This is a genomic window from Bartonella koehlerae C-29 (assembly GCF_000706625.1).
Classification (GTDB): Bacteria; Pseudomonadota; Alphaproteobacteria; order Rhizobiales; family Rhizobiaceae; genus Bartonella; species Bartonella koehlerae.
In genome coordinates this window covers 515,907-539,095 of sequence record NZ_KL407334.1, presented here as the reverse complement: position 1 = coordinate 539,095, position 23,189 = coordinate 515,907, and the positions used below count along the sequence as shown (strand labels likewise).

General features: G+C 37.2%; 20 protein-coding genes. 3 read left to right on the top strand and 17 right to left on the bottom strand.

Translation table 11 applies throughout. The features are described from left to right. Positions 1-148 precede the first annotated feature (148 nt). Complete coding sequence (locus O9A_RS02285) at positions 149-2,173, bottom strand: M3 family metallopeptidase (RefSeq protein ID WP_034458379.1); 2,025 nt, start codon at positions 2,171-2,173, stop codon at positions 149-151. A 350-nt stretch (positions 2,174-2,523) separates the two neighbouring features. Between O9A_RS02285 and mgtE the strand changes: the two genes are divergently transcribed. The 3 genes from mgtE to ppa all read left to right on the top strand — a co-directional run bounded on the left by mgtE (position 2,524) and on the right by ppa (position 7,879). Continuing rightward, on the top strand, positions 2,524-3,900 hold the full coding sequence (gene mgtE, locus O9A_RS02280; protein ID WP_034458377.1) for a magnesium transporter: 1,377 nt from the start codon (positions 2,524-2,526) through the stop codon (positions 3,898-3,900). A 1,555-nt stretch (positions 3,901-5,455) separates the two neighbouring features. Beyond that, on the top strand, positions 5,456-7,282 hold the full coding sequence (gene typA, locus O9A_RS02275; protein WP_034458375.1) for a translational GTPase TypA: 1,827 nt from the start codon (positions 5,456-5,458) through the stop codon (positions 7,280-7,282). Between the two features lie 66 nt (positions 7,283-7,348). Then, a complete protein-coding gene (ppa, locus tag O9A_RS02270; RefSeq protein WP_034458373.1) occupies positions 7,349-7,879 on the top strand; it encodes an inorganic diphosphatase in 531 nt (176 codons plus the stop codon). Positions 7,880-8,326: 447 nt separating this feature from the next. On the opposite strand, the gene O9A_RS02265 is transcribed toward ppa, so the two are convergent. The 16 genes from O9A_RS02265 to O9A_RS08100 form a co-directional block, all read right to left on the bottom strand. Beyond that, entirely contained in the window at positions 8,327-8,662 is a 336-nt protein-coding gene (locus tag O9A_RS02265; RefSeq protein WP_034458371.1) for a DUF167 domain-containing protein, read from the bottom strand. Between the two features lie 27 nt (positions 8,663-8,689). Next, positions 8,690-8,977, bottom strand: coding sequence for a YggT family protein (locus O9A_RS02260; protein WP_034458369.1), 288 nt, complete (start codon positions 8,975-8,977; stop codon positions 8,690-8,692). Between the two features lie 334 nt (positions 8,978-9,311). Continuing rightward, on the bottom strand, positions 9,312-9,872 hold the full coding sequence (locus O9A_RS02255) for an invasion associated locus B family protein (RefSeq protein ID WP_034458367.1): 561 nt from the start codon (positions 9,870-9,872) through the stop codon (positions 9,312-9,314). A 110-nt stretch (positions 9,873-9,982) separates the two neighbouring features. Next, complete coding sequence (locus O9A_RS02250) at positions 9,983-10,504, bottom strand: RNA pyrophosphohydrolase (protein WP_034458365.1); 522 nt, start codon at positions 10,502-10,504, stop codon at positions 9,983-9,985. 42 nt (positions 10,505-10,546) lie between these two features. Further along, the gene (locus O9A_RS02245; RefSeq protein WP_034458363.1) at positions 10,547-11,857 is read right to left on the bottom strand and encodes a S41 family peptidase; all 1,311 of its coding nucleotides are present in this window, start codon (positions 11,855-11,857) and stop codon (positions 10,547-10,549) included. Next, on the bottom strand, positions 11,847-13,127 hold the full coding sequence (locus tag O9A_RS02240; RefSeq protein WP_034458361.1) for a murein hydrolase activator EnvC family protein: 1,281 nt from the start codon (positions 13,125-13,127) through the stop codon (positions 11,847-11,849). Before O9A_RS02240 ends, O9A_RS02245 begins: the two co-directional genes overlap by 11 nt. A 96-nt stretch (positions 13,128-13,223) precedes the next feature. After that, positions 13,224-13,706: a 23S rRNA (pseudouridine(1915)-N(3))-methyltransferase RlmH gene (gene rlmH, locus O9A_RS02235; protein WP_034458359.1), complete on the bottom strand. Its 483-nt coding sequence runs from the start codon at positions 13,704-13,706 to the stop codon at positions 13,224-13,226. Position 13,707: 1 nt separating this feature from the next. Next, positions 13,708-14,151 (bottom strand): ribosome silencing factor, encoded by a 444-nt coding sequence (gene rsfS / locus O9A_RS02230; protein ID WP_034458356.1) that lies wholly within the window; start codon positions 14,149-14,151, stop codon positions 13,708-13,710. Positions 14,152-14,482: 331 nt separating this feature from the next. After that, positions 14,483-15,076 carry a nicotinate-nucleotide adenylyltransferase gene (locus tag O9A_RS02225; RefSeq protein ID WP_034458354.1) on the bottom strand — a complete coding sequence of 198 codons (594 nt, stop codon included), beginning with the start codon at positions 15,074-15,076 and terminating at the stop codon, positions 14,483-14,485. A gap of 29 nt (positions 15,077-15,105) precedes the next feature. Continuing rightward, complete coding sequence (locus O9A_RS02220; protein ID WP_034458352.1) at positions 15,106-16,362, bottom strand: glutamate-5-semialdehyde dehydrogenase; 1,257 nt, start codon at positions 16,360-16,362, stop codon at positions 15,106-15,108. Positions 16,363-16,409: 47 nt separating this feature from the next. Further along, entirely contained in the window at positions 16,410-17,549 is a 1,140-nt protein-coding gene (gene proB / locus O9A_RS02215; protein WP_034458350.1) for a glutamate 5-kinase, read from the bottom strand. A 14-nt stretch (positions 17,550-17,563) separates the two neighbouring features. Then, on the bottom strand, positions 17,564-18,577 hold the full coding sequence (obgE, locus tag O9A_RS02210) for a GTPase ObgE (protein WP_034458348.1): 1,014 nt from the start codon (positions 18,575-18,577) through the stop codon (positions 17,564-17,566). Positions 18,578-19,384: 807 nt separating this feature from the next. Then, positions 19,385-20,110 (bottom strand): RlmE family RNA methyltransferase, encoded by a 726-nt coding sequence (locus O9A_RS02200; protein WP_034458346.1) that lies wholly within the window; start codon positions 20,108-20,110, stop codon positions 19,385-19,387. 33 nt (positions 20,111-20,143) lie between these two features. Further along, positions 20,144-21,454 carry a Ppx/GppA phosphatase family protein gene (locus O9A_RS02195; RefSeq protein WP_051665534.1) on the bottom strand — a complete coding sequence of 437 codons (1,311 nt, stop codon included), beginning with the start codon at positions 21,452-21,454 and terminating at the stop codon, positions 20,144-20,146. 862 nt (positions 21,455-22,316) lie between these two features. Continuing rightward, positions 22,317-22,892 (bottom strand): invasion associated locus B family protein, encoded by a 576-nt coding sequence (locus O9A_RS02185; protein ID WP_034458342.1) that lies wholly within the window; start codon positions 22,890-22,892, stop codon positions 22,317-22,319. Between the two features lie 16 nt (positions 22,893-22,908). Next, positions 22,909-23,189 (bottom strand): YadA-like family protein (locus tag O9A_RS08100; RefSeq protein ID WP_195890913.1); only part of this gene is annotated, 281 nt, incomplete at its 5' end.

Genomic DNA, 23,189 nt, shown 5'->3' with positions numbered 1-23,189 from the left:
AAAACGGAGAATCTTATTTTCTTAACAAACCAAGATCTTGATATCATAAACAGTCTATTTTATATGGTCATGATAAAATAAAGATTCACGTGAATCTTAACTGAAGACAAGAATATAACGGTATGGCTGGCACTATACCGTTCCATTTTTATAGTCCACGTTTTCTAATCATCGCCTCTGGTGAAGGCAATTGTCCCCGAAAAGCTTTATAGAGCTCCTCTGGATCGCGGCTTCCTCCAGCAGAATAGATAAAACATTTTAACCGATCAGCGAGCTGCGAATTAAAAACATCACCTGTTTCTTCAAAAGCCTGAAAAGCATCAGCATCTAGCACTTCTGACCACAGATACGAATAATAACCAGCTGCATAACCATCACCTGAAAATATATGCGTAAAATGTGGAGGACGATGACGCATAATAATTGTATGTGGCATTTGCAACTTTTCTAATTCCTGATGCTCAAACATTCTTGGATCAGTAATCGTTTCTCTCTGATGAAAAGCCATATCCATTAAAGCCGATGAAATAAATTCTACCGCATTAAAACCAGCATTAAATGTCTGTGCTGATACAATTTTATCCATCAATGCTTGCGGCATAGGAAGCCCTGTTTTTGCATGCGTAGCATAAGATTTTAAGATCTCTGATACGGTTAACCAATGTTCGTAAAGTTGAGAAGGAAGTTCAACAAAATCCCGCGACACCGATGTACCCGCTACAGATGGCCACATTACATCAGAAAGCAAACCATGCAATGCATGCCCAAATTCGTGGAAAAGTGTGTGCGCATCCTCAAGTGATAAAAGAGCAATTTCCCCTTTAGGGGGCTTCGCAAAATTACAAATATTGTAGATAATAGGCTTTTGTCCGCCATCTAATTTATGCTGCGATTGTAAACTATTCATCCATGCTCCAGATCGCTTTGAAGAACGTGCAAAATAATCACCAATAAAATGCCCTAGCAAGCTTCCATCAGATTTCTTTACTTCCCACAAACGTGCATCAGGATGCCAAAGCTCAACAGCATTTTTTTCTTCAAACGAAAGCCCAAAAAGTTTTTTTGCTACAGCAAAAGCCGCTTCAATCATGCGATCAAGCTGAAAATAATATTTAATTTCTGTCTCATCGAAAGAAAATTTTTCAGCACGAAGTTTTTCAGCATAATAACGCCAATCCCAAGCCGCTAAAGATTCATTGTTACCCTGATTAATTGCAAAATTTTGTAATTCAATTTGCTCGCTAGCAGCTTTAGCTTTTGCACGTTCCCATAAAGGGGTGAGAAAATCCATAACTGCATCAACACTTTTGGCCATAGTATTATCAAGTTTTAAATCTGCGAAAGATTTATATCCTAATAATTTTGCCTTCTTATCTCGTAGTGCAATAATCTCTAAAAGAATTGCGCGATTATCATTATCGTTATTATTTTCACCCCGTTTAGACCAAGCTTGAAATGCTTTTTCACGCAAATCACGACGATGAGAACATTTTAAAAAGGGTTCAACAATTGAGCGTGCTAATGTTAAGGCATAAGCGCCCTCATGCCCCATTTCACACGCAATTTCCTTCATTGAAGCAATGAGATCTTCCGGCAAACCAGACAAATCTTTTTGTTCTAAAAATAAAATCCACTCAGCTTCATCTTTCAAAACATGTTGACCAAAAGTAGCATTTAAAAAAGCAAGCTTTTCATTAATTTCAACAAGCCTTTCCTTCCCTTTTTCATCAAGTTTTGCACCATTACAAACAAACTTTTTCCACCATAATTTAAGAACACGCGTTGTTTCATTATCATACATGCCTTGCTGCGACTGTTTATAAAGCACGTCTATTTTCGCAAATATCCGTGTATCCATCATAATTTGCGAAAAATAACGAGAAAGTTTTACAACAAATTCTTGTTCTAACTTTTGAATCAACGCATTACTATGAGCATCTGAACGCAAGAAAAATATTGAACATACACGATCAAGCGCTTTTCCAGAAAGTTCAAAAGGTTGCAAAAAATTCTTAAGCGTTGGTGGCTCTTGCACCATTGCAATTGTCTTGATTTCTTCTTCTGCTTCTTTAAGTGCCTGTTCAAAAGCGGGCTTAAAATCTTCATCACTTATTGAAAAAAAATCAGGAAGCCCTGAAAATCCCTTCCAGTCCAACACTGCTGCTTTTGTCATAATATTCTCTCTCCATTATAACTTGATGGGGGATGACAATTATCTTTACGACACATATTGATAATACTATAAAATTATTTAATGTACTTAGAAAGTGTCCTTCAAGACTCTATATTATAAGAAAAGAAATAAGAATGTTTTTATCATGAGGAGATAAACAAAAATAAAAATCCCCACATACTTGATTTATAAAATTGTTTATAATCGCAATCTATCCTTGACTTTATTTCAATTATTAACAATTGGAAATACAATTGGTAGGGGCTTTTGCTGAAATCTTCCATAACTTTTGTTTTATCCTACTATGACCTGAGTTTATAATTCTCCAATCCTTCGGAAGGTATTTTATTATGACTGAAATTAAAACGACCTTCGACTTCAAAAATTCTTCTCCTGAAGTTCTCGCCGAAGAATTAAAAAATTATCATTTCGCTGACTCGATTGATATCATCAATGATCTTGATATCATGGAACGTGTAGCTATTCTTAGCCTTTTACCTCTTGATTATACCATTGAACTCTTTGACAAACCAGAACTTGAACAACCAGCAGCTATTCTGGAACTTCTTCCTATAAACCGCTCTGTTGAAATTCTTGATGGCATGTCTGCCGATGCCGCTGCCGATGTCTTTCAAGAAATGGATACAGGAACTCGCACGCGGCTTTATGCATTGCTTAAACCTCTAACACGCGCTGAACTCAAAAAACTTACCAGTTACCCTGATCATACAGCGGGTGCATTGATGACAACAGAGTTTATAGCTGTCCCTGCAAACTGGACCGTAAAAAAAACTCTGAATCACATTCGTGATGTTGAACGAACACGTGAAACAGTTTATACAAGTTATGTTATCGACCCTAAAACAGGTGCTCTTCTCAAGGCTGTTTCACTGCGTAACCTTATTCTTGCTTCACCTGATGATCAAATTCTAAACGTCTCTACACACGACACACCCATCACAATATCTCCCTTCACACATCATGAAGATATCGCGCGTCTTTTTCAACGCCATGATCTTCTTTCCGTACCGGTTATTGATGATGGAAACCATGTCATTGGTATTGTAACAGTTGACGACGTACTAGATACAATGGTTGATGAAATGAGTGAAGATGCTTACAAATTTGGAGGTATGGAAGCTCTCGATAAACCCTATATGCAGATAAATTTTTTAGGGATGATGAAAAAACGTGGCGGCTGGCTTGCTTTACTTTTTGTTAGCGAAATGTTGACAGCTAGCGCTATGCAATATTTCGAAGCAGAACTTGAAAAAGCTATTATCCTTACACTTTTCATTCCTCTCATTATGAGTTCAGGAGGCAACTCTGGCTCACAGGCAACATCCCTTATTATTCGTGCATTAGCTCTGCGTGAACTTACGCTTAAGGACTGGTGGAAAGTTATTATTCGTGAAATTCCAGCAGGACTATCTCTTGGTATTTTACTGGGAATTATCGGAGTTATGCGCATTTTTCTCTGGCAACAGCTTGGTATCTATGACTACGGAAAACACTGGGTGGCTGTTTGTGTAACAGTAGGAGCAGCTTTGGTGGGGATCGTTACATTCGGTTCCTTATCTGGATCCATGCTCCCTTTTATTCTTAAACGCTTGGGATTTGATCCAGCAAGTGCTTCAGCTCCTCTTGTTGCAACTTTAGTCGATGTTATGGGGATTATAATTTATTTTTCTGTTGCTTCTGTCATTTTATCTGGAACTCTCCTCTAATACGAGAAGCAAAAGATGCATTTCATGCAAATTAAAATCTCTCCTGTTGAGCAAAAATTGATTTTGTAACAACATAAAATAGCCTTACACATATCTTAAAGTGGGTATTTTTGTACCGTCATTGCGTTATTACGTATGCTCTTCTTAATTTTCTATTTTCAATGCGTGCATTAAATACTCATTGTGAATGTCACAATCTATAGTGAATATTTTTAGATTGCAGAAGGAAATTTTCTCTAAGTTGCAGTTTTTTTTCTCGTGTTTTTCCTTTAGTCCTTTGTTCTTTTTATAAATAGTTTTTTGTGTAACTGTGGCAGAGAGTATCAATGGATTTGCTTTTTTGATAGTTAAGCGTTTGTAGATGTTTGTTAGTATAATTTATACGCTTGATTAGATTTTTAAATTGGGTGGTTATTTTTCTCAGAGAGATTGCCAAGTTTTCAATTAAGATTATTTGATACCTACTTAATTGATAATTTTAACGATTATGTATGAAGGAACATAATAATTAAGTGTCTTCCTTTTTTTTATTAACCATTGTTTACAAGACTTCCAATACCAATTCATTCAACAATGCATCCTATTCTTTTCTCACTTTCGAATCGGGAAATAACTGTAAAACATTTGTTTTAAGAAGGTGTATTGCACATTTTCAAAAAAATACAGCTTTTACAGAAATGTACAAACAATAACTTTTTCTTGACAGAGATATAAGGAATTACAAAATCCGTTATTTTTTTACCAGTCCTTTTAGTTTCGTAAATTCATTGATGTTTTGCAAATTTATAACCCAGATTTTTGTTGTTAAATCCTTCTTTTTTGTATGTATGCTTCTAAAGCTTGATTAAGTGAATAGCTTGATTTATTTTTTTTTACGAAAAATTCAACTTTGCTTAATTTCACAAAAGTAAACCTATTTTAAAGTTTAAAATACGCATGTATTTTATTGAAGTCATCTGTATTTAAAAAATTTAACTTAATTTTTTGCAATCAGTATCCTGAACTTTTATTCATCAATAAGCAAAAAATGGTCAACAACAAATCAGTAAAGGAATAGACTATCAAATTCGTTCTCAAACAGATTTTTATCCACACGTTACTCCTCTTGTGACATGCACATAAATGATTTTTTTCTTCATAATAAGATTAAGAGAGGTGTAAGTAAAAAATATTACTGTGCTGAGCTACTCTAACACAAAATAGAAAACGATGATTATCTCATTTATAAATCAATGTCTTACCAACACAGATGTGCAGTGATTTTTGATGTTAATTGACATGCAAAACTAAAGCACACGCTTTATTATAAAAGAGCAAAGTGTATTATTTTTCTGCGCACATCCCTCCCATGAAACCATCATACATGCAAAAGTTTTTGGAAAAACTTATCCAAGTTAATAAAGCATCAAAAAATTTTGCCAACACTTTTTTATAAAAATATTTCCTCCTCTTCCAAAATTATCAAAAAACATGTACAACGCTTTATAATAGTAAGGTAAAAGACGCAAAAGCTTTGCCTCAAATGAAATTTCATTAAACGAAAAGAGGAAGATTTATGCAATTGCGTAACATTGCCATTATTGCCCACGTTGACCATGGAAAAACAACGCTCGTAGACGAACTCCTCAAGCAATCAGGAAATTTCCGTGATAATCAGCGTACCAACGAACGTATGATGGATTCAAACGATATTGAAAAAGAGCGTGGAATCACAATTCTAGCAAAAGTAACATCTGTTGTTTGGAAAGATACCCGAATTAACATTGTGGATACACCGGGACATGCTGACTTTGGTGGAGAAGTTGAACGTATCCTAAACATGGTAGATGGAGCAATTGTGCTTGTTGATGCCGCTGAAGGTCCAATGCCGCAAACAAAATTTGTCGTTGGTAAAGCACTGAAAGTAGGATTGCGCCCTATTGTTGCTATTAATAAAATTGACCGTGCTGATGCGCGTGCGGATGAAGTCATCAATGAAGTTTTTGATCTTTTCGCCGCTCTTGATGCAAATGATGAACAACTTGATTTTCCCATTCTCTATGGATCAGGACGTGATGGATGGATGGCTGAAACCCCAGAACGACCAAAAAAGCAAGGTTTGAGTCCTTTGTTTGATCTTGTAACGCGCCATGTTCCTTCTCCTACTGTAGCAGAAGGACCATTCCGTATGATTGGAACTATTCTTGAAGCAGACCCATTTTTGGGGCGAATTATTACAGGACGCATTCATTCTGGTTCTATAAAACCCAATCAAAGTGTCAAGGTTCTTGGGCAAGATGGAAAAGTTTTAGAGACTGGACGCATTTCAAAAATTTTGGCATTTCGTGGGTTGGAACGGCAAACCATTGAAGAAAGTATTGCCGGTGATATTGTAGCAATTGCTGGACTCCAAAAAGGTACTGTTGCCGATACTTTCTGTGATCCTGCGATCAATGAACCTCTCACCGCTCAACCAATTGATCCTCCCACTGTGACTATGAGCTTTCTCGTTAATGATAGCCCTCTTGCTGGAACTGAAGGAGATAAAGTAACAAGCCGCGTCATCCGTGACCGTTTGTTAAAAGAAGCAGAAGGTAATGTAGCCCTTAAAATTGAAGAATCAGCTGATAAAGATTCTTTCTATGTTTCAGGACGAGGAGAATTGCAACTTGCAGTCCTCATCGAAAATATGCGTCGTGAAGGATTTGAGCTTAGCGTTTCACGTCCACGCGTTGTTATGCAAAAAGATGAAAATGGAACAACTCTTGAACCAATTGAAGAAGTTGTCATCGATGTTGATGAGGAATATTCTGGAACTGTCGTTCAAAAAATGTCCGAACGGAAAGGTGAAATGGTTGAACTGCGTCCCTCTGGAGGCAATCGTGTGCGTTTGGTCTTTTATGCACCAACGCGCGGTCTAATCGGTTACCAATCTGAACTTTTAACTGACACACGTGGTACAGCAATTATGAATCGCCTCTTCCATGCCTATGAACCTTATAAAGGAGACATTGGTGGTCGTATCAATGGTGTTATGATTTCAAATGATAATGGTGAATCCGTCGCTTATGCTCTTTTTAACCTTGAAGATCGTGGGCCTATGATAATCGATGCGGGCGTTAAAGTCTATCAAGGCATGATTATTGGTATACATTCACGTGATAACGACCTAGAAGTCAATGTTTTAAAAGCAAAAAAACTAACTAATATGCGTGCTTCTGGAAAAGATGAAGCCGTAAAATTAACGCCTCCTATTAAAATGACATTAGAACGTGCTCTATCGTGGATACAAGATGATGAACTTGTAGAAGTAACCCCTAAAAATATTCGTCTACGCAAACTCTATCTAGATCCCAATGAACGTAAACGTTTTGAAAAAACACGTTCATCAACTTCAAACTAATTTCAAAACTTCGTCGATTAAACGTTTTATTGTATCTAATTTCATTACTCCGGAAAGGATATTTACATGAATATTAAGGAAATAGCTGTTGGTAAAAACCCACCAGAAGATGTTAATGTCATCGTTGAAGTCTCTCTTGGTGGACAACCAATAAAATATGAAATGAACAAAAAATCGGGTGCGTTATTCGTTGATCGTTTTCTTCATACCTCAATGGTTTATCCAGGAAATTATGGTTTTGTCCCACATACCCTTTCAGAAGATGGTGATCCTATTGATGTTTTGATCTGTAATACCCGCCCACTTCTTCCTGGCTGTGTTATTAATGTTTGCCCGATCGGTGCTCTGATTATGAAAGATGACAGTGGTAAAGATGAAAAAATTATTGCCATCCCTACTCCCAAATTAACACAACGATATAAAAACATTCATGATTATACAGATCTTCCTGAAATTACACTCAAGCAAATTGAGCATTTCTTCGAACATTATAAGGATCTGGAACCTGGAAAATGGGCAAAAATTGAAGGTTGGCGTGATAAAAGTTTTGCACATGAATTGATTAAGCAAGCGATTGAGCGCAATAAAGAAATATAACTTTTTCAAGAAAATCTAAGCCTGTTTTTTGAACAGGATTCCGTCTTTTTCTTAATGGAGTCATACCACTCACGCAAAACAAAACGCTATTGTGTTGCACATTCACGCGCCTGTTTTCAAGAGACCCTCTCTTAATGCTTTCCACAGTCCATTTCACGACGACGCCCGTGAAGGATATAGTAGTAAAATCATTGAACACAACCATTTTTACGTTTATGAAGGTGCAAACACGCACCATCATTTTTTTGCCAACTTAAAATGTTAAGATGGTTTATAAAAAGTGTTTTACTCATTTGTTAAATAGTTTTCATCCGTACACTAATCCCATTTATATGATATGCAAGCGAATAATTTTGATTGATTTACTATAAAAGGGTTCAAAATGAGAAAATCTTACAGTATTCGAAGCTCTCATTCAAATTAAAAAAGACAAATTGTCTTTATAAATTAATAAGATGCTTTTTTTTTCGTAACAGTATAGTCTTCTAAAGATTGTAATATCTCTTTCAATTTTTTCAAATATCCTGAAAAATAAATCTGTTTGTAGCGTGATGTTCCACCACTTTTAAGAGAAATATAAGAAGATGGAATTTCCCATTGTTTTGCCAAAAACTTAATGAGTGCTTTATTTGCTTTTCCATTTTCAGGAATAGCACGAAGACGTATAACCAAATGCCGCTTTCCATCATCCTTGCATTTAATCCCCATTATTTTGTCAACTGAAGCCTTGGGAATTAGATATACAAATAGAATGATATTATTTGTGTCAATTTGATGAAACATTTTAATTCACCTAATGTAATATTAGAATTACATACCCGCATAAACGTACCACATAAAGTTACGAATAAAATAAATAATCAAGAATACTACAATAGGCGAAATATCAACTGCTCCCAAATTTGGTAAAAAATGCCGGATAGGCCTCAGAACCGGCTCTGTAACGTGATATAAAAATCTCCCTACAAAAAAAACAAATCGATTGCGCATATTCACAACGTTAAATGCACAAAGCCAAGAAAAAATTACATTTGCTATTAAAATATCAACATAAACATTGAAAATCAGATCAATCACCTGAAGCAATGCATAAACCATCCTTTATCTCTCTTTCAATCAAAGAAACAGAAAGATTTTACATATTAGAATATCTACTAAAACAAACCTATTTATAGGACAATGTTTTTATACTCCAATGCTTCTTTTTCCATGAACAGAAAATCAAGCATTCCAACTTTTATTTCTCTATTATAATGATGATAAAACCTCAAAAACAGCTGACCAAAACAAAAGCGAATAATTTAAGAATCAGCAAAAAACTTTGAACATCTCTTTCACACAACCTTGCCGCTTTAATTATAAGCCTATTGTAAAAAAAAAACACTTAAACTAAAAACGGCCTTTAAAGGCTGTTTTTAGTTTATTTTTGAGATTATTTCTGCAAAGCAATCAGACGATTAAGTGCATTGCTAAACCCATTCAACTGAACAAACAAATCATTTAAAGGAGGCTCCCCTGGAGCAGCAATTGTCATCGCTAACTTCAAATGTTTCCCAGCACGTAAAGCTGCTACATAATTTTTGTCAAAAACTATTGGAACAATACAACCTGCTGGCACACAAGTCCGAACACCAGTCTCGATAATAGCCTTTCCCTCATCGACTTGTAAACGAACAGGCTTAGAAACCAAAATACCAAAAGGAACCGTTAAATTACCAGATACAACACCATCAGCATTAAGGACAACGCTCATAGCTACAACAACACGATTCTGATCATTCACCTCTTGACGGTGCATAAAACAAACTTTTTTTCCCTCTTGTATACCGCAGTTAATGCTCCACAAACCATAGGTTTCGGTCAAAGAAGAAGCACCATTTGGCAACGTAGCGGCTGTATCTTTCGTAGCAGCAGACTTTGAATCTGATGCAAATGCTACAGAAGAAATGCTCAAGAGAGTAAAAACTATAAATAAATTAAATAACTTTTTCATTTTATATTCCAGTTCTTTACATACAAGAAAATTACATTTACCATTTTCTGAACGTTATGCATAATATAAAGCATCTTAATAAAAAAAAGCTTTCTGTGAGTATATAGCTTTTATAATCCTCTAAGGCTACCTCGAAATTCATTAACAATTCTCATATAAACACGCTTTTTAAAAGGAATAACAATCGAAGGGAGAGTTTCCAGATCGACCCATTGCCACTGATCAAATTCTGCTTTATGACCATTTGGTGGCGGATTAGTCGCAATTTCAGAAAGCTCTCCCGTAAATTGAAAAGCAAACCATTTTTGTATTTGTCCACGATATTTACTGTTTAATACGCTTCCAATAAGTTTTTGTGGAAAATCATAATGGAACCAACCCTTTGCTTCCTTGATCAACTCTACAGACCGGATACCCGTTTCTTCGTAGAGTTCACGACGCGCTGCATCTAGTGGCTCTTCATTTTCATCGATTCCTCCTTGAGGAAGCTGCCAACGATGAGATATCTCGGTATCTTCGTAAGTACACACCATTAAACGGCGCCCAACCCAAACTTTACCTTCATGATTAAAGACGAGGATTCCGACAGATCTCCTATAAGGGAGAGCCATTAAATCAACAACTGCATCCATTTAATTATCCCCTCAAAAAGTATAAACTGTACATATCCTTTCTCACTTTAAAATATCTTTACTGGGATCTGGTGGAAATGCTGCATTTGCCATTTCACCCCGCAACAACTTATAAGCTTCATTCAACTGAACATCATCCTTAGGATCTTGTGGGACAAAAGCAGCTGAACCAGATCCTTTATTGTTCTCTCGTTTCCCTTTAATATGTCCCTTTAACTCAGATTCACCAAGTTTTACATCATAACCTTTATATTTTTCAGGAAGTGGTTGCTCTACAATAATATCAGGTGTGATTCCCGTTCCTTGAATTGAAGTACCAGCTGGCGTGTAATAAAGTGCTGTTGTCAAGCGTAAAGCATCATTTCCACCCAAGGGAATAATCGTTTGAACAGATCCCTTACCAAAAGATTGCGTACCTAAAATTGTAGCACGACGATGATCTTGTAAGGCACCTGCAACAATTTCAGAAGCACTTGCCGAACCACCATTAATGAGTACAATCAGAGGCTTTCCATTGATGATATCCCCTGGCTTAGCATCAAATCTCGTCACATCATTCTTTCTGCGCCCACGGGTCGATACAATTTCACCTTTATTGAGAAAAGCACCCGAAACACTAACCGCCTGATCTAATAGTCCACCAGGATTAAGTCGCAAATCAAGAACATACCCTTTCAGCTTATCTTGAGGAATTTTAGATTGAATATCTTTAATTGCCGCTTGAAGGTTACCGAAAGTCTGCTCAGAAAATTGGATGAGTCTTAAATATCCAATGTCGCCCTCAATACGATATTTCACCGCCTTCACTCTGATGATATCACGAACAACCTTAATTTCAAGCGGTTTATCAACACCAGAACGAATAATTGTCAACGTAATTGGTGTTCCAGGAGCACCCCGCATCTTATTCACAGCTTCGTTCAATGTTTGACCATTTGTCTGTACACCATCAATTTTTGAAATGAGATCCCCTGCCAAAATACCTGCTTTTGAAGCGGGCGTATCATCCATCGGAGAAACAACTTTAATTAAGTTTTTCTCCATGGTCACCTCAATACCAAGTCCTCCGAATTCTCCTTTTGTAGAGTCCCGCATTTCCTTGGCTTCTTGAGCATTCATATAAGATGAATGGGGGTCAAGCGATGTGAGCATACCATTTATAGCATTTTCAATAAGCTTTTTATCATCCGGAACCGTCACGTATTGCATACGGACTCGTTCTAAAACATCACCAAATATGGCAAGCTGTTTATAAACATCACCCTCATTATTCGCAGCAACAGACTGCACCATAATCATTGAACAGGCGCCGAGCAATACCCCAGCGACCAAAAGAATAACTTTACGAATCATTTTGGTTCCTTTTTGTTTTTTCAGTCCGCCACCAAGGAGTTGGATTCACAGGTTTCCCATGTTTTCTAAACTCAATGTAAAGCATTGGAGCAGTTTTTCCTATATCCAATGCAACACTGTTTGCAATAAATTGCATCCCCATAGTACCGAGAGGTTCACCTGAAAGAACAAATTGTCCTTGCGTTACATTAATTTTCGACATCCCAGTAAGAACGATATGGTAACCGTTTCCAACATTAAGAATAATTAACTGTCCGTAAGAACGAAATGGTCCAGCAAAAGCAACAAGAGCATCAGCAGGCGCTACAATAACAGCTTCTGCTTCTGTTTCAATCATTTCCCCAAAGCGCATAATCTGCGAACTATTCTTAACCTGCTGAATTCTTTTTCCTAAAACAGGAAAAAGTAAAGAGCCTTTTTGGCTTTCAAAATTCGATTTCTCTAACAATTGTAATTTATTTTGCACCTGTACTGATACATCAGAATTAAGTTTTGAGCGACAGTCAAGCTCTAAAATCAATTCTTCCAAAGACTGCGCTTTTTTAACAAGAGCACTATTTTTTTGTTGCTGCTCTGTAAGTTCTTCTTCCGATCTTTTTTGTAATTTGGCTTTTTTGTTTAATAAAAACTCCAGATGCTTTCGCTGCTCTGCTTGATTTTGCATTTTAGTCTTTAGAGCCGCATATCCCATAGTAATTGTATTGCTCAAATTCGTCAACTCCCTAAGGCTCTCTGTTAAAGCCTGTGTCTTCTCTTGCATCTGAGGTGCAATAGCCCCTAATAAAACAGAACTTCGCACAGAAGCTAATACATCCTCAGGCCGTACCATAAGAGCAGGAGGTGGCTTCAACCCCATACGTTCTAGGATGGAAAGAACTTCTGCAAATTCAGCGCGACGATTTTTTAAACTTTGATGAACTTGTGCTCGCTTCTCTAGCATTTTTTTAAGCTTCTCTTCCCTTTCAGCAATATCATTTGCTATTGAACGTTCTTCTTTAGCGGCCTTTATGAGTGCATCGCTCAAAGCACGCTGGTCTTTTTTCAAACGCTCAACTTGCTGAGAAAGAAAAGTAACACGTTCACGCGAAATGGAAATACTTCGGCGAATTTCTCCCAGCGTTTTATGTATTTCTGTACTTCTCACTGTATCTTCGGCATGCAATACAGACAAGAAAAAAAACATACTCAAGAACAGCACAACAAATATTGAGCATTCCTTATATAAACATTGCATCTTTCTATGAAGAAGCTTCTTCATTTGCTTAACCATTCAGCCTCATCAGCATAAATTAGAGACGCTTTAAATGGTGTCAGCTAAAACAATATTAATAAATACGTAAAAAGTGCTAAAAATTGCACAAAAATTTTAAAAACGATGATACGGATGATTGCTTGCAATTGTTACAGCACGATAAAGCTGTTCTGTAAGAAGTATACGCGCAATTTGATGTGGCCACGTCATAGAACCAAAAGACAACAGAAAGTCAGCGCGATTCCTTATCTGTTCATTATGCCCATCAGGCCCCCCCAAAGCAATGATGATATCACGGACACCTTCATCACGATAAAGCCCTAACTTTTCAGCAAAAGCAAATGATGAAACTGTCTTTCCCCGTTCATCTAATACGATTAATCGACATTTTTCAGGTAAAAATTCAATAAGTCTTCTCCCCTCTTCTTCCATACGCTGAAAGGCTGTCTGAGCACGACTTTCTGATGTCTCCTGGAGTATTTTAAAATGAAATCCCACAGCGCCACAACTCTTAGAAAAACGATCCAAATAATGGTGAACCAATGCTTGTTCCGCCCCCTTTCTCATGCGACCAACAGCAAAAATAGAAACGTGCATATCAATAATCTTCGAAGAAAACCGGCTTTGTATTGTTTAAATCTGGAGTAAGCCACATCTTTTCTAAATTATAAAAAAGCCGAATTTCTGGACGAAAAAGATGAATGATAATATCACCTGTATCAATCAATACCCAACTCCCTTCACTAAGCCCTTCTACACTTATTCGACCATAGCCAGTGTCCTTCCAAGTCCGTAACAAATGGTCAGCAACAGCAGATACATGACGTTGTGACTGTGCTGAAGCTATAACTATGTAATCAGCTAAGAATGACTTCCCTTGAATATCAATAGAGACAACATCCTCTGCCTTTGTATCTTCTAAACTCTTGAGAATAACCTTGAGACCATCACTGACAGAAAAGATTTTTTTTTCTACCAGCGAAACAATATTGCAAGAGTATTTTTGTGAAATATTTCCCAGACTTATATCCTTTCTTATCATTTAGAGTATAAAAAAAGAGAATATTTTCAAAAGAAAAGCAGAATCTTTTGAACCTTTTCTTTGTTCTTTAGGGATAACACTCTTACCCTCTCAATCTGTCATTATATCGGTTTCTCTCAGATTTGCTTCACCACCTAACCTCTTGCATATTTCAGATCACAGGTCTACCCAAAGAATTCTGCCTTGAATACTTTACTTTATTATTCTACACTTAATTGATGCAAAAGAAAATTGAAATCAGACATGAAGTCCATTGGATTTTTGCATACGTCAATATACCTTATATTATCGCCTTGAAAAACAGCATTTTATGGCAATACAGATAAAGTATTCAAAAAAAATCATTCCTCTTTAAACGAAGATTCGTTGAAGATTGAAAAGATAAAGCTCCATGCAAATAAGTCCAAGCTGGTGGTTTCATAAAAGGTAATCGTATACTTTCCCTTTCATCTAAACGAAAAGAACGATAAATGTGCGCCATAGAAGAAGAGAGAGCTGACATGCGTACCAAAGGACGATCAATAATCGCAATCGGAAGCATAGATATGATATCATACCACCGACACCAATGATGAATCGTTGCCAAACTATCTGCACCCATAATCCATACAAAATGTACCCTGCGGTAATGCGCAAGAATATGAGAAATCGTCTCTATTGATACTTTGCTGCCTATGGCCTGTTCAAAACCTGTTACACGAATCTTTGGATCGTCAATGAACTCAAGACTTAAACGCATTCTCTTTTCTAAAGATAGTAAATGTGTACAATCTTTTAAGGGGTTTCCCGGAGTTACCATCCACCACAATTGATTAAGACGCAAACGTCGAATTGCAGTTTTTGCAACGAGAAGATGCCCTTCATGCGGTGGATTAAAGGACCCACCAAAAAGACCAACAACATTGGATCTTTCAACATATGGCATACGATTTTTCCATAGAAGAAATGGTTGTTTCAAGGTCTAACCTGTCCATTTCCTTTAATATGATACTGAAATGATGTCAGCTGTTCAACACCTATGGGACCACGTGCATGCATTTTTCCTGTTGCAATACCAATTTCTGACCCAAAACCAAATTCACCTCCATCAGCAAATTGTGTGGATGCATTATGCAATAAAATGGCTGAATCCAAATGATTAAAAAATTTCTCTACCATTTCCATATCCTCAGCAATAATCGATTCAGTATGTCCTGATGAATAACGTTTGATATGAGCAATAGCTCCCTCAACACCTTCAACTGTTTTAACAGACACAATTGCATCAAGATATTCATGCGACCAATCTTCTTCGCAGGCCAATTTGGCGTCTGGCATAAGAAAAATGATATCTTCTGTTGCACGAATTTCACACCCTTTCTCCTGTAGAGCAGTTAAAACAGGAAGAAACTTTTCTAATGCCTGGCGATCAATGAGAACTGTCTCAACAGCACCACATATACCTGTGCGCCGCAACTTTGCATTCAAAACAATATCACATGCCATCTTTAAATCTGCCGACTGATCAATATAAATATGACAGAGCCCCTCTAAATGCGCAAAAATCGGAACACGGGCTTCAGTCTGAACACGCGCAATAAGACTTTTTCCACCACGAGGCACAATTACATCAATGGCTCCATCTAATCCCTTAAGCATTTCTCCAACAGCACCACGATCTTTAGTTGAAACCATTTGAATAGCATCTTTAGGAAGACCCGCTTTCTCCAATCCTTTCATCAACGCACCATGAAGTGCATGTGCAGAGTGAAAACTATCTGAACCACCACGTAAAATTGCAGCATTTCCAGCTTTTAAGCACAAAGTACTCGCATCGATTGTAACATTTGGCCGACTCTCATAAATAATACCAATCACACCAAGGGGCGTACGAATACGGCTGATATGAAGTCCATTTGGACGCGTCCATTCATGGATCACTTGTCCAACAGGATCAGGTAAACAAGCAACTTGGCGAACACTGTCTATAATTGTACACAAACGCACTTCATCTAACTTAAGCCGATCAACCATCGCTGCCGTCAAATTACTCTGAGTAGCGTTCAATAAATCTTGACGATTAGCTCGTAAAATTTCATCTAAATGAGCCTCTATACTCAAAGCTATCATTTCTAACGCTTTATTCTTTTGTTCAGAAGACATAACTGCCAACACTGCAGCAGCACGGCACGCTTTTCGCCCCATGTCTTTCATCTGTTCTTCTAAAGTCATAGTATTATCCACTCTGAAAAAACCAACCAAGGTAAGAGATAACTTTTTTAAGCAGAATCGGCCAAGTAACGTAAAACCATATCATTACGATGTACCATAGCAGAACGCGCTTCATACCCTAGGATAGATTCAATTTCTTCGCTTTTACACCCCATAATGCGTACAGCTTCATCTTTTCCATAACTCACAAGTCCACGAGCAATCTCAACGCCATTTGTATCAACAATCGCAACCGTATCTCCACGATTGAATCCTCCCTCAATCGCTACAACTCCTGCAGCTAATAAGGATTTTCCAGATTCAAGGGCCTTAACCGCTCCTTGATCAATCGTTAAAATACCAGATGGATCTAAATGACCAGAAATCCAAGTTTTCCAAGCATTAACAGGCTTTTCACCGGCTGCAAAAAAACTTCTGCGTTCCCCTCTGTCAATCGCTGCAAGAGGATTCATACGCTTACCTGAAGTAATAATCATAGCCGTTCCAGCAGAATTTGCTATTTTTCCAGCATCAAGCTTGGTCTTCATTCCCCCACGAGACAGCTCTGAAGTAGCAACATCTGCCATTTTTTCGATATCACTCGTGATTGATGCAATAAAAGGAATAAATTTGGCCGTTGGATCACGATGAGGAGACTTAGTATAAAGACCATCAATATCTGATAAAAGTATCAAAAGATCTGCCCCCATCATCGTTGCCACACGTGCTGCCAAACGATCATTATCACCATAGCGAATTTCACTTGTTGCAACAGTATCATTTTCATTAATAACGGGTACCGCTCCAAAACGTAAAAGCACATTAATCGTAGCACGTGCATTGAGATAACGCCGTCGTTCTTCAGTATCGAATAGAGTGAGCAAAATCTGACCAGTTTTTAATCCATATTGCGCAAGCGCATCACCATAGGTTTTAGCCAACTCAATTTGCCCCAACGCAGCACAAGCCTGACTCTCTTCCAATTTTAAAGCTCCTTTAGGAAAGTGGAGCAATGTTCTCCCTAAAGCAATAGCCCCTGAAGAAACCAATAAAATCTCAACGCCTTTTTGACGCAAGTTGACAACATCACTTATTAAACTTTTAAGCCATTCAGCGCGTAAACCTGTCTGAGGATCAACCAAAAGCGCAGATCCAACTTTGATCACAATGCGTTTATAATGTACAAGCTTTTGCAATCCAATTGCCATCTTAATCAATCCTACTATTTCCCATCTACATCCTCTTTGCGCGCCATTTCAATAATATGGGCACCAATACGCAGCACGTTTTCTAAACCTTCGCGACTAACCGCAGAAAATATCATCACAGATTTACCCGTTACTCTTTGCAAAAGCTCTTGTTTGGCTTTACACTTCTCAATAGTGAGAGTATCTATTTGACTTAAAGCTACAATTTCAGTCTTATCATTCAGACTGTTCCCATATGCCTTCAATTCATTACGTACAATCTGGTATGCTTTTCCCACATCTTCTTCTTGAGCAGAAATCAAATGAAATAAAACACGACAACGCTCTACATGTCCTAAAAAACGATCTCCAATTCCTACACCTTCATGTGCCCCTTCAATAAGGCCAGGAATATCGGCCAATACAAATTCACGAGCATCAATACGCGCAACACCAAGATGGGGATAGAGAGTAGTAAAAGGATAATCCGCAACTTTTGGCTTTGCTGCTGTCACGGAAGCTAGAAAGGTTGACTTTCCAGCATTCGGCAAACCAATAATCCCCGCATCAGCGATTAACTTCAAACGAAGCCACAATGTACGCTCTTCTCCAGACAACCCTGGATTAGCACGACGAGGCGCCCGATTCGTAGATGTCGTAAAATGAAGATTTCCAAAACCGCCATTTCCTCCTTTTGCAAGACAGTAACGTTGTCCAACTTCCGTTAAATCACAGATTAATGTCGTATTATCTTCTTCAAAAATTTGTGTTCCCACCGGTACTCTAAGGATAATATCATCACCCTTTTGACCGGTCATATTACGTCCCTTGCCATGCCCCCCTGTTTTTGCTCTAAAATGCTGCTGGTAGCGATAATCAATCAGCGTGTTCAGCCCATCAACAACAAATGCCCAAACATCACCCCCACGCCCTCCATCGCCCCCATCTGGCCCGCCAAATTCTATAAATTTTTCACGACGAAATGATACCGCCCCTGCTCCTCCATTACCAGAACGAATATAAACTTTAGCTTGATCAAGAAATTTCATTGGAAATGCTCACCGAGGAATCAACACCTCTACCTGTACAGGGAATACATCTATTTTACCAGTTTTTCATTATTTACGAAAGAAAAACTATAAAAAATATCACTGACAACTGTTTGAAAAAATCCTCACATTAAAAAAAGATAATTAAAAAAAATAAGCCAAGTCATGGATGGATTCGTTGCCTCTATCGCATTTTGAAGAAGCATAATAGTTTTAGAAAGCAATAGATTGCAATAACTCACAATGCGATACAATATCATCGGCAAGGAATTTAAATGGAATGAGCAAAAAAGCGGCATAGCTCAGCATCACTTCAATCGAAGTATGAAAAAGCTAATTGCTATAAACGTTTTGCGAAAAGTTCCCCATATTAGTATTAATAAATCTCATTATCTTAATACTATTTTGCTTAAAAAAGGCAATGCAAAATCATAAATTAGCCTTTGCAAATAGTTTTTCAATAAATCAAAAAGTCTGCTTTAGTAAGCATTTTTAGGAAATATAATGACTTAAATAAAATACCCAGAAAAACGTTGTCGTAGCAGCTTAAAGGGGAAAGGAAAAATATTAAATTGTTGATTTTTTGAAAAAGTAAAATTTATAATAAGATATAGCTTGTATTCAATTAATAAGGCATGCAAGGATGTTTTATTATGCTCTTACTACCATAAGAGACGCAAATGTCTTGAGAGTGAATTGATGTGCCCTTTTAGAGTTTACTTCACTTAGAATTGTTTAAAATTGTCGAACAACGTTCGGCCACTTAAATATTTTAGTAAACTTCAACCTTCTAAAAAGAAGAAGTTGTTATTTTCTTTCTGTTTTTGCTTTAAATTCCAGTGCTAGAAGATAAAGCTCCACTGATTCTGACCGGCTCGCAGGTGGTTTAACATGATGGACTGTCTTAAAGTTCTGTTTTAATGTCATGAGAAGGGAATTTTCTGTCCCTCCTTGAAAGGCCTTTACTAAAAAATGTCCACCAGGCTTTAGAACTGAAAGAGCAAAATCAGCAGCAACTTCACATAAATAAACCGTCCTTAAATGATCCGTCTTACGATGGCCTGTTGTTGGTGCGGCCATATCAGAAAGCACTACATCCGGCTTTGTCCCTAAAGCATCAATTAATTTCTGCGGTGCATCTGAATGCACAAAATCCATTTCCAGCATAACAACCCCGGGCAATGGATCAACATGCAAATAATCAATACCAACCACACTGGGCTTTTCCTCACTCGTCTCTACAATACGCCCAGACACCTGACACCACCCCCCCGGCGCCGCTCCCAGATCAATAATCTTTTGACCTTTTTTGAGAAACTTATAGCGTTCATTAATTTCGATTAGTTTATAAGCCGCACGTGAACGATAACCATCCACTTTTGATTGATGAACATAAGGATCATTCAGGTGCCTCTCTAACCAGCGCCGCGACGAAGCTTTAATGGTCCCTGCTTTCTTCTTGACACGTTGATATAATTCATGCGACCCTGAGCCGCCATATCCGCCGGTTGGTGTTTTGGTCGTTTTTTTCATAACTTTTCTTTGTCTCTATATTCTGATAACTTGCTAACGTTTGAAGCTTCTCCTCTTCTTATGACGACACCATACACCATCGCTTAACATAAGCTCTATCAAAATCCCTTCTCTCAACCCACGATCTGCAACTCTTAAACGTTGACTGGGCCAAACTTCTCGAATAACGTCTAAAATTGCACAACCAGCTAAAATTAAATCTGCTCTCTCTCGCCCAATGCAAGGATTGGTTCCGCGTTTTTTTATGTCCCATGACAATAAGCGCTGCATCATAATAGTAATGTCAGCATCATTCATCCAAATGCCATCAATTTTCTTCCGATCATAACGCTCTAAATTAAGGTGCATTCCTGCTAAAGTCGTAATCGTTCCTGAAGTTCCTAAAAGATGAAACTTCGAGCCCTGCGCTAAAGTTCCTAATTTATAACGATCTGAAAAATTATTTAAAAAACCCCGCACATAGCTTTTCATCTTTTCAAAATCATTTAAACTAATATCATTACCTCCAAAACGTTCAGAAAGTGTGACAACACCAACAGGAAGAGAAGTCCAAGCTGTAATCTGTTCAGCTAAACGCAAAGAACGCTTTTGGGAAATATCAAGGAGCACAATTTCCGATGATCCTCCTCCAATATCAAAAAGTACAATTGCATCAGTATTCGGCTCAATGAGCGTACCACACCCTGAAACAGCAAAACGTGCTTCTGTTTTTCGATCAACAATTTCCAATTTAAGACCAGTCTCATCCAAAACGCGTTGAATAAAATGTTTACCATTTTTTGCCGAACGACAAGCTTCTGTCGCAACCAATCGATAACGCTTAATATGCCTTTGTTTTAACTTTAAATGACAAATTTTTAATGCTTTAATCGCACGATCCATAGCTTGTGTATTAAGAAAGCCATTATTTACCAAACCTTCTCCCAATCGTACAATACGTGAAAAAGCATCAACAACTCGAAAATACCCAGGATTACTAGGAGACGCGATAAGAAGACGACAATTATTTGTTCCCAAATCAAGAGCCGCATAAAGAGGTAAGGATTTTGATTGAGAAAAACATGGAAAAAAAGAGGTTTTTTGACTTTTTGTTTTTTTGACACCTCTAATTACTTGACCTGAGAATTCACAAGTTGTATCTGATCGAATAAGTGATTGTTTTTGTTTCCAACGTCTTTTCCTCTGTTTTCTCTTTATATCAATAGAAATAGGACGTGCCCCTGTTTGTAAAAATATAGAGCGATTATTTTGCTTGCTAGCATAGTGACCACACAATTGCTCTGTTTTGGTATCGCACATTCTTTCTTGCTTTGACTCTTTTAAACCATAATCTAACGAAGTCATTTTTTCTTATCCTTTAAGCGCGTTCCTCCAACTAAACAAACGCGAAAACTCTCCCGTTGCTCATTACTAGAGTTAAAGTAACAATGCGGCATCAAATTACCACTCTCTAAGAAAATATTATTATTTCTATCATCAAGATTTTCTATGGTAGCATCACTTAGACTTCTAAAAAACACATTGATTATTGAAAAAATAAAAAATTTCCACAACAGCATATTTTTTTTATAAATTTGGAATTCTCAATTAATTGTTTATGCTGATATCGATTTTGTAGTCTGCCATCTCCCTTTGTATAATTCGTATTAAGTGTGTTTCTAAGAAACTCTCGTGTAAAAAAGGATTGAGAATATATTCAAATGAGGTAATAAGAAAAAAGATTTTAGAGTATTTTCTTTGAAATCGCTCTCATTTAAAAAAAAACGAATTTATACTCTAAGGATTTTTTGAACCATTATTATCTTTTATATTAGTATCACAAAAGCATTATAAGAGTATTGCTATGAATTATGATATCATCATCAAAAATACATACGAGATTTTACAAAAAGTTAAACTCTTTCTTATTCAAAAAATCCAATATTATTCTTATTGTGCTTAGTTTTAAATTAATCATTCTCAGTACGATTTTACTTGTAATGACTAATGTCATTCACTCTATAAGCTCTGTGAAAAAACTCTAAGGGATTTTTTATTGCAGAAAAACAGCTTATGCTTAACTCTACATTTGTAAAATATGCTCTCGTTTGAATCACTTATCTCTCTACCGCATTGATTTACTTATTTATGGCATTTTTCATTTAGATCTGAAAATACAATGCAACAATTATGACAAAATAATCCTGCTAAAAGCTGTCTAAGCAGTCTATCGTTGTAGAGAATAAAGTGCTGCACTTAACCCTTTAAATGGCACAGTAAAAGAAAATATATTTCCCTCTTTAACCTTATAGGAAATACGTACTTCTTTGTTCTGCTCTATTTGTTTACTCAAAACTGGTCCTACAGGCGACTGCGCCAAACAGATTTTTTCATTACATTGCGTATAACGAATGAGAACAGGCTTTTTTACGCTCTCCAAAAACACGCGAATAGGAACATTTGTGTCAGCATTTGGCAATGTTCGAAACAGCATTACTGCTTGACCATTTTTCGTAGAAACAAGAGACCAACTGAAAATAGTATTCCCTTCCTTATCATGGACAGTTTGCGTCACATTACATACGCCTTGCTTAAGCTTTTGTTTTTCATCACAAATTAAAGTCCAATAATAAAACTGCATAATAATTCGGCGTGTTTCACCTGGTGCTCCATTAGGAATAGATAAGTGTGGTGGATGCACCGTATAATAAATACTATTGTTTTCTTCAGCAAAGCTTTCTCCCTTTCCTAATAAGGTAAGGAAGAACAGAACATTTATCAAAATATTTCGTTTTTCTATCATAGCATCAGTTTTTTTATCATTTCAGCCTCAAAGTAATCCCCGCACCAACTCCCCAGTGACCACCAGCACTCGTGATAGATATATTAGAACGAATCTTCCCATCTTCAGATGTATAACCAGCTCCAACAGCAAAGGCAGACTGACTACGCCATATACCCGTACCAAATGAAAGACTTAAAGATCCCGGTATATCATAGTAACGTAAGTTAGAAACTGCTAAACCAATAGCTGCAGCCTGTCTTGCCTCTTTCCGAACATCCTCAACAGCATAACTTAAAGTCTCAAACTTCATATCTG

Coding starts and splice junctions, on each gene's coding strand:
- ppa (WP_034458373.1), top strand. CDS start 7,349: ATGAATATTAAGGAAATAGCTGTTGGTAAAAACCCACCAGAAGATGTT.
- rsfS (WP_034458356.1), bottom strand. CDS start 14,151: ATGATAAGAAAGGATATAAGTCTGGGAAATATTTCACAAAAATACTCT.
- O9A_RS02260 (WP_034458369.1), bottom strand. CDS start 8,977: ATGGTTTATGCATTGCTTCAGGTGATTGATCTGATTTTCAATGTTTAT.
- O9A_RS02245 (WP_034458363.1), bottom strand. CDS start 11,857: ATGATTCGTAAAGTTATTCTTTTGGTCGCTGGGGTATTGCTCGGCGCC.
- proB (WP_034458350.1), bottom strand. CDS start 17,549: ATGGCAATTGGATTGCAAAAGCTTGTACATTATAAACGCATTGTGATC.
- O9A_RS02225 (WP_034458354.1), bottom strand. CDS start 15,076: ATGCCATATGTTGAAAGATCCAATGTTGTTGGTCTTTTTGGTGGGTCC.
- O9A_RS02200 (WP_034458346.1), bottom strand. CDS start 20,110: ATGAAAAAAACGACCAAAACACCAACCGGCGGATATGGCGGCTCAGGG.
- O9A_RS02220 (WP_034458352.1), bottom strand. CDS start 16,362: ATGACTTTAGAAGAACAGATGAAAGACATGGGGCGAAAAGCGTGCCGT.
- O9A_RS02240 (WP_034458361.1), bottom strand. CDS start 13,127: ATGGTTAAGCAAATGAAGAAGCTTCTTCATAGAAAGATGCAATGTTTA.
- O9A_RS02250 (WP_034458365.1), bottom strand. CDS start 10,504: ATGGATGCAGTTGTTGATTTAATGGCTCTCCCTTATAGGAGATCTGTC.
- mgtE (WP_034458377.1), top strand. CDS start 2,524: ATGACTGAAATTAAAACGACCTTCGACTTCAAAAATTCTTCTCCTGAA.
- obgE (WP_034458348.1), bottom strand. CDS start 18,577: ATGAAATTTCTTGATCAAGCTAAAGTTTATATTCGTTCTGGTAATGGA.
- rlmH (WP_034458359.1), bottom strand. CDS start 13,706: ATGCACGTTTCTATTTTTGCTGTTGGTCGCATGAGAAAGGGGGCGGAA.
- typA (WP_034458375.1), top strand. CDS start 5,456: ATGCAATTGCGTAACATTGCCATTATTGCCCACGTTGACCATGGAAAA.
- O9A_RS02285 (WP_034458379.1), bottom strand. CDS start 2,173: ATGACAAAAGCAGCAGTGTTGGACTGGAAGGGATTTTCAGGGCTTCCT.
- O9A_RS02265 (WP_034458371.1), bottom strand. CDS start 8,662: ATGTTTCATCAAATTGACACAAATAATATCATTCTATTTGTATATCTA.
- O9A_RS02195 (WP_051665534.1), bottom strand. CDS start 21,454: ATGACTTCGTTAGATTATGGTTTAAAAGAGTCAAAGCAAGAAAGAATG.
- O9A_RS02185 (WP_034458342.1), bottom strand. CDS start 22,892: ATGATAGAAAAACGAAATATTTTGATAAATGTTCTGTTCTTCCTTACC.
- O9A_RS02255 (WP_034458367.1), bottom strand. CDS start 9,872: ATGAAAAAGTTATTTAATTTATTTATAGTTTTTACTCTCTTGAGCATT.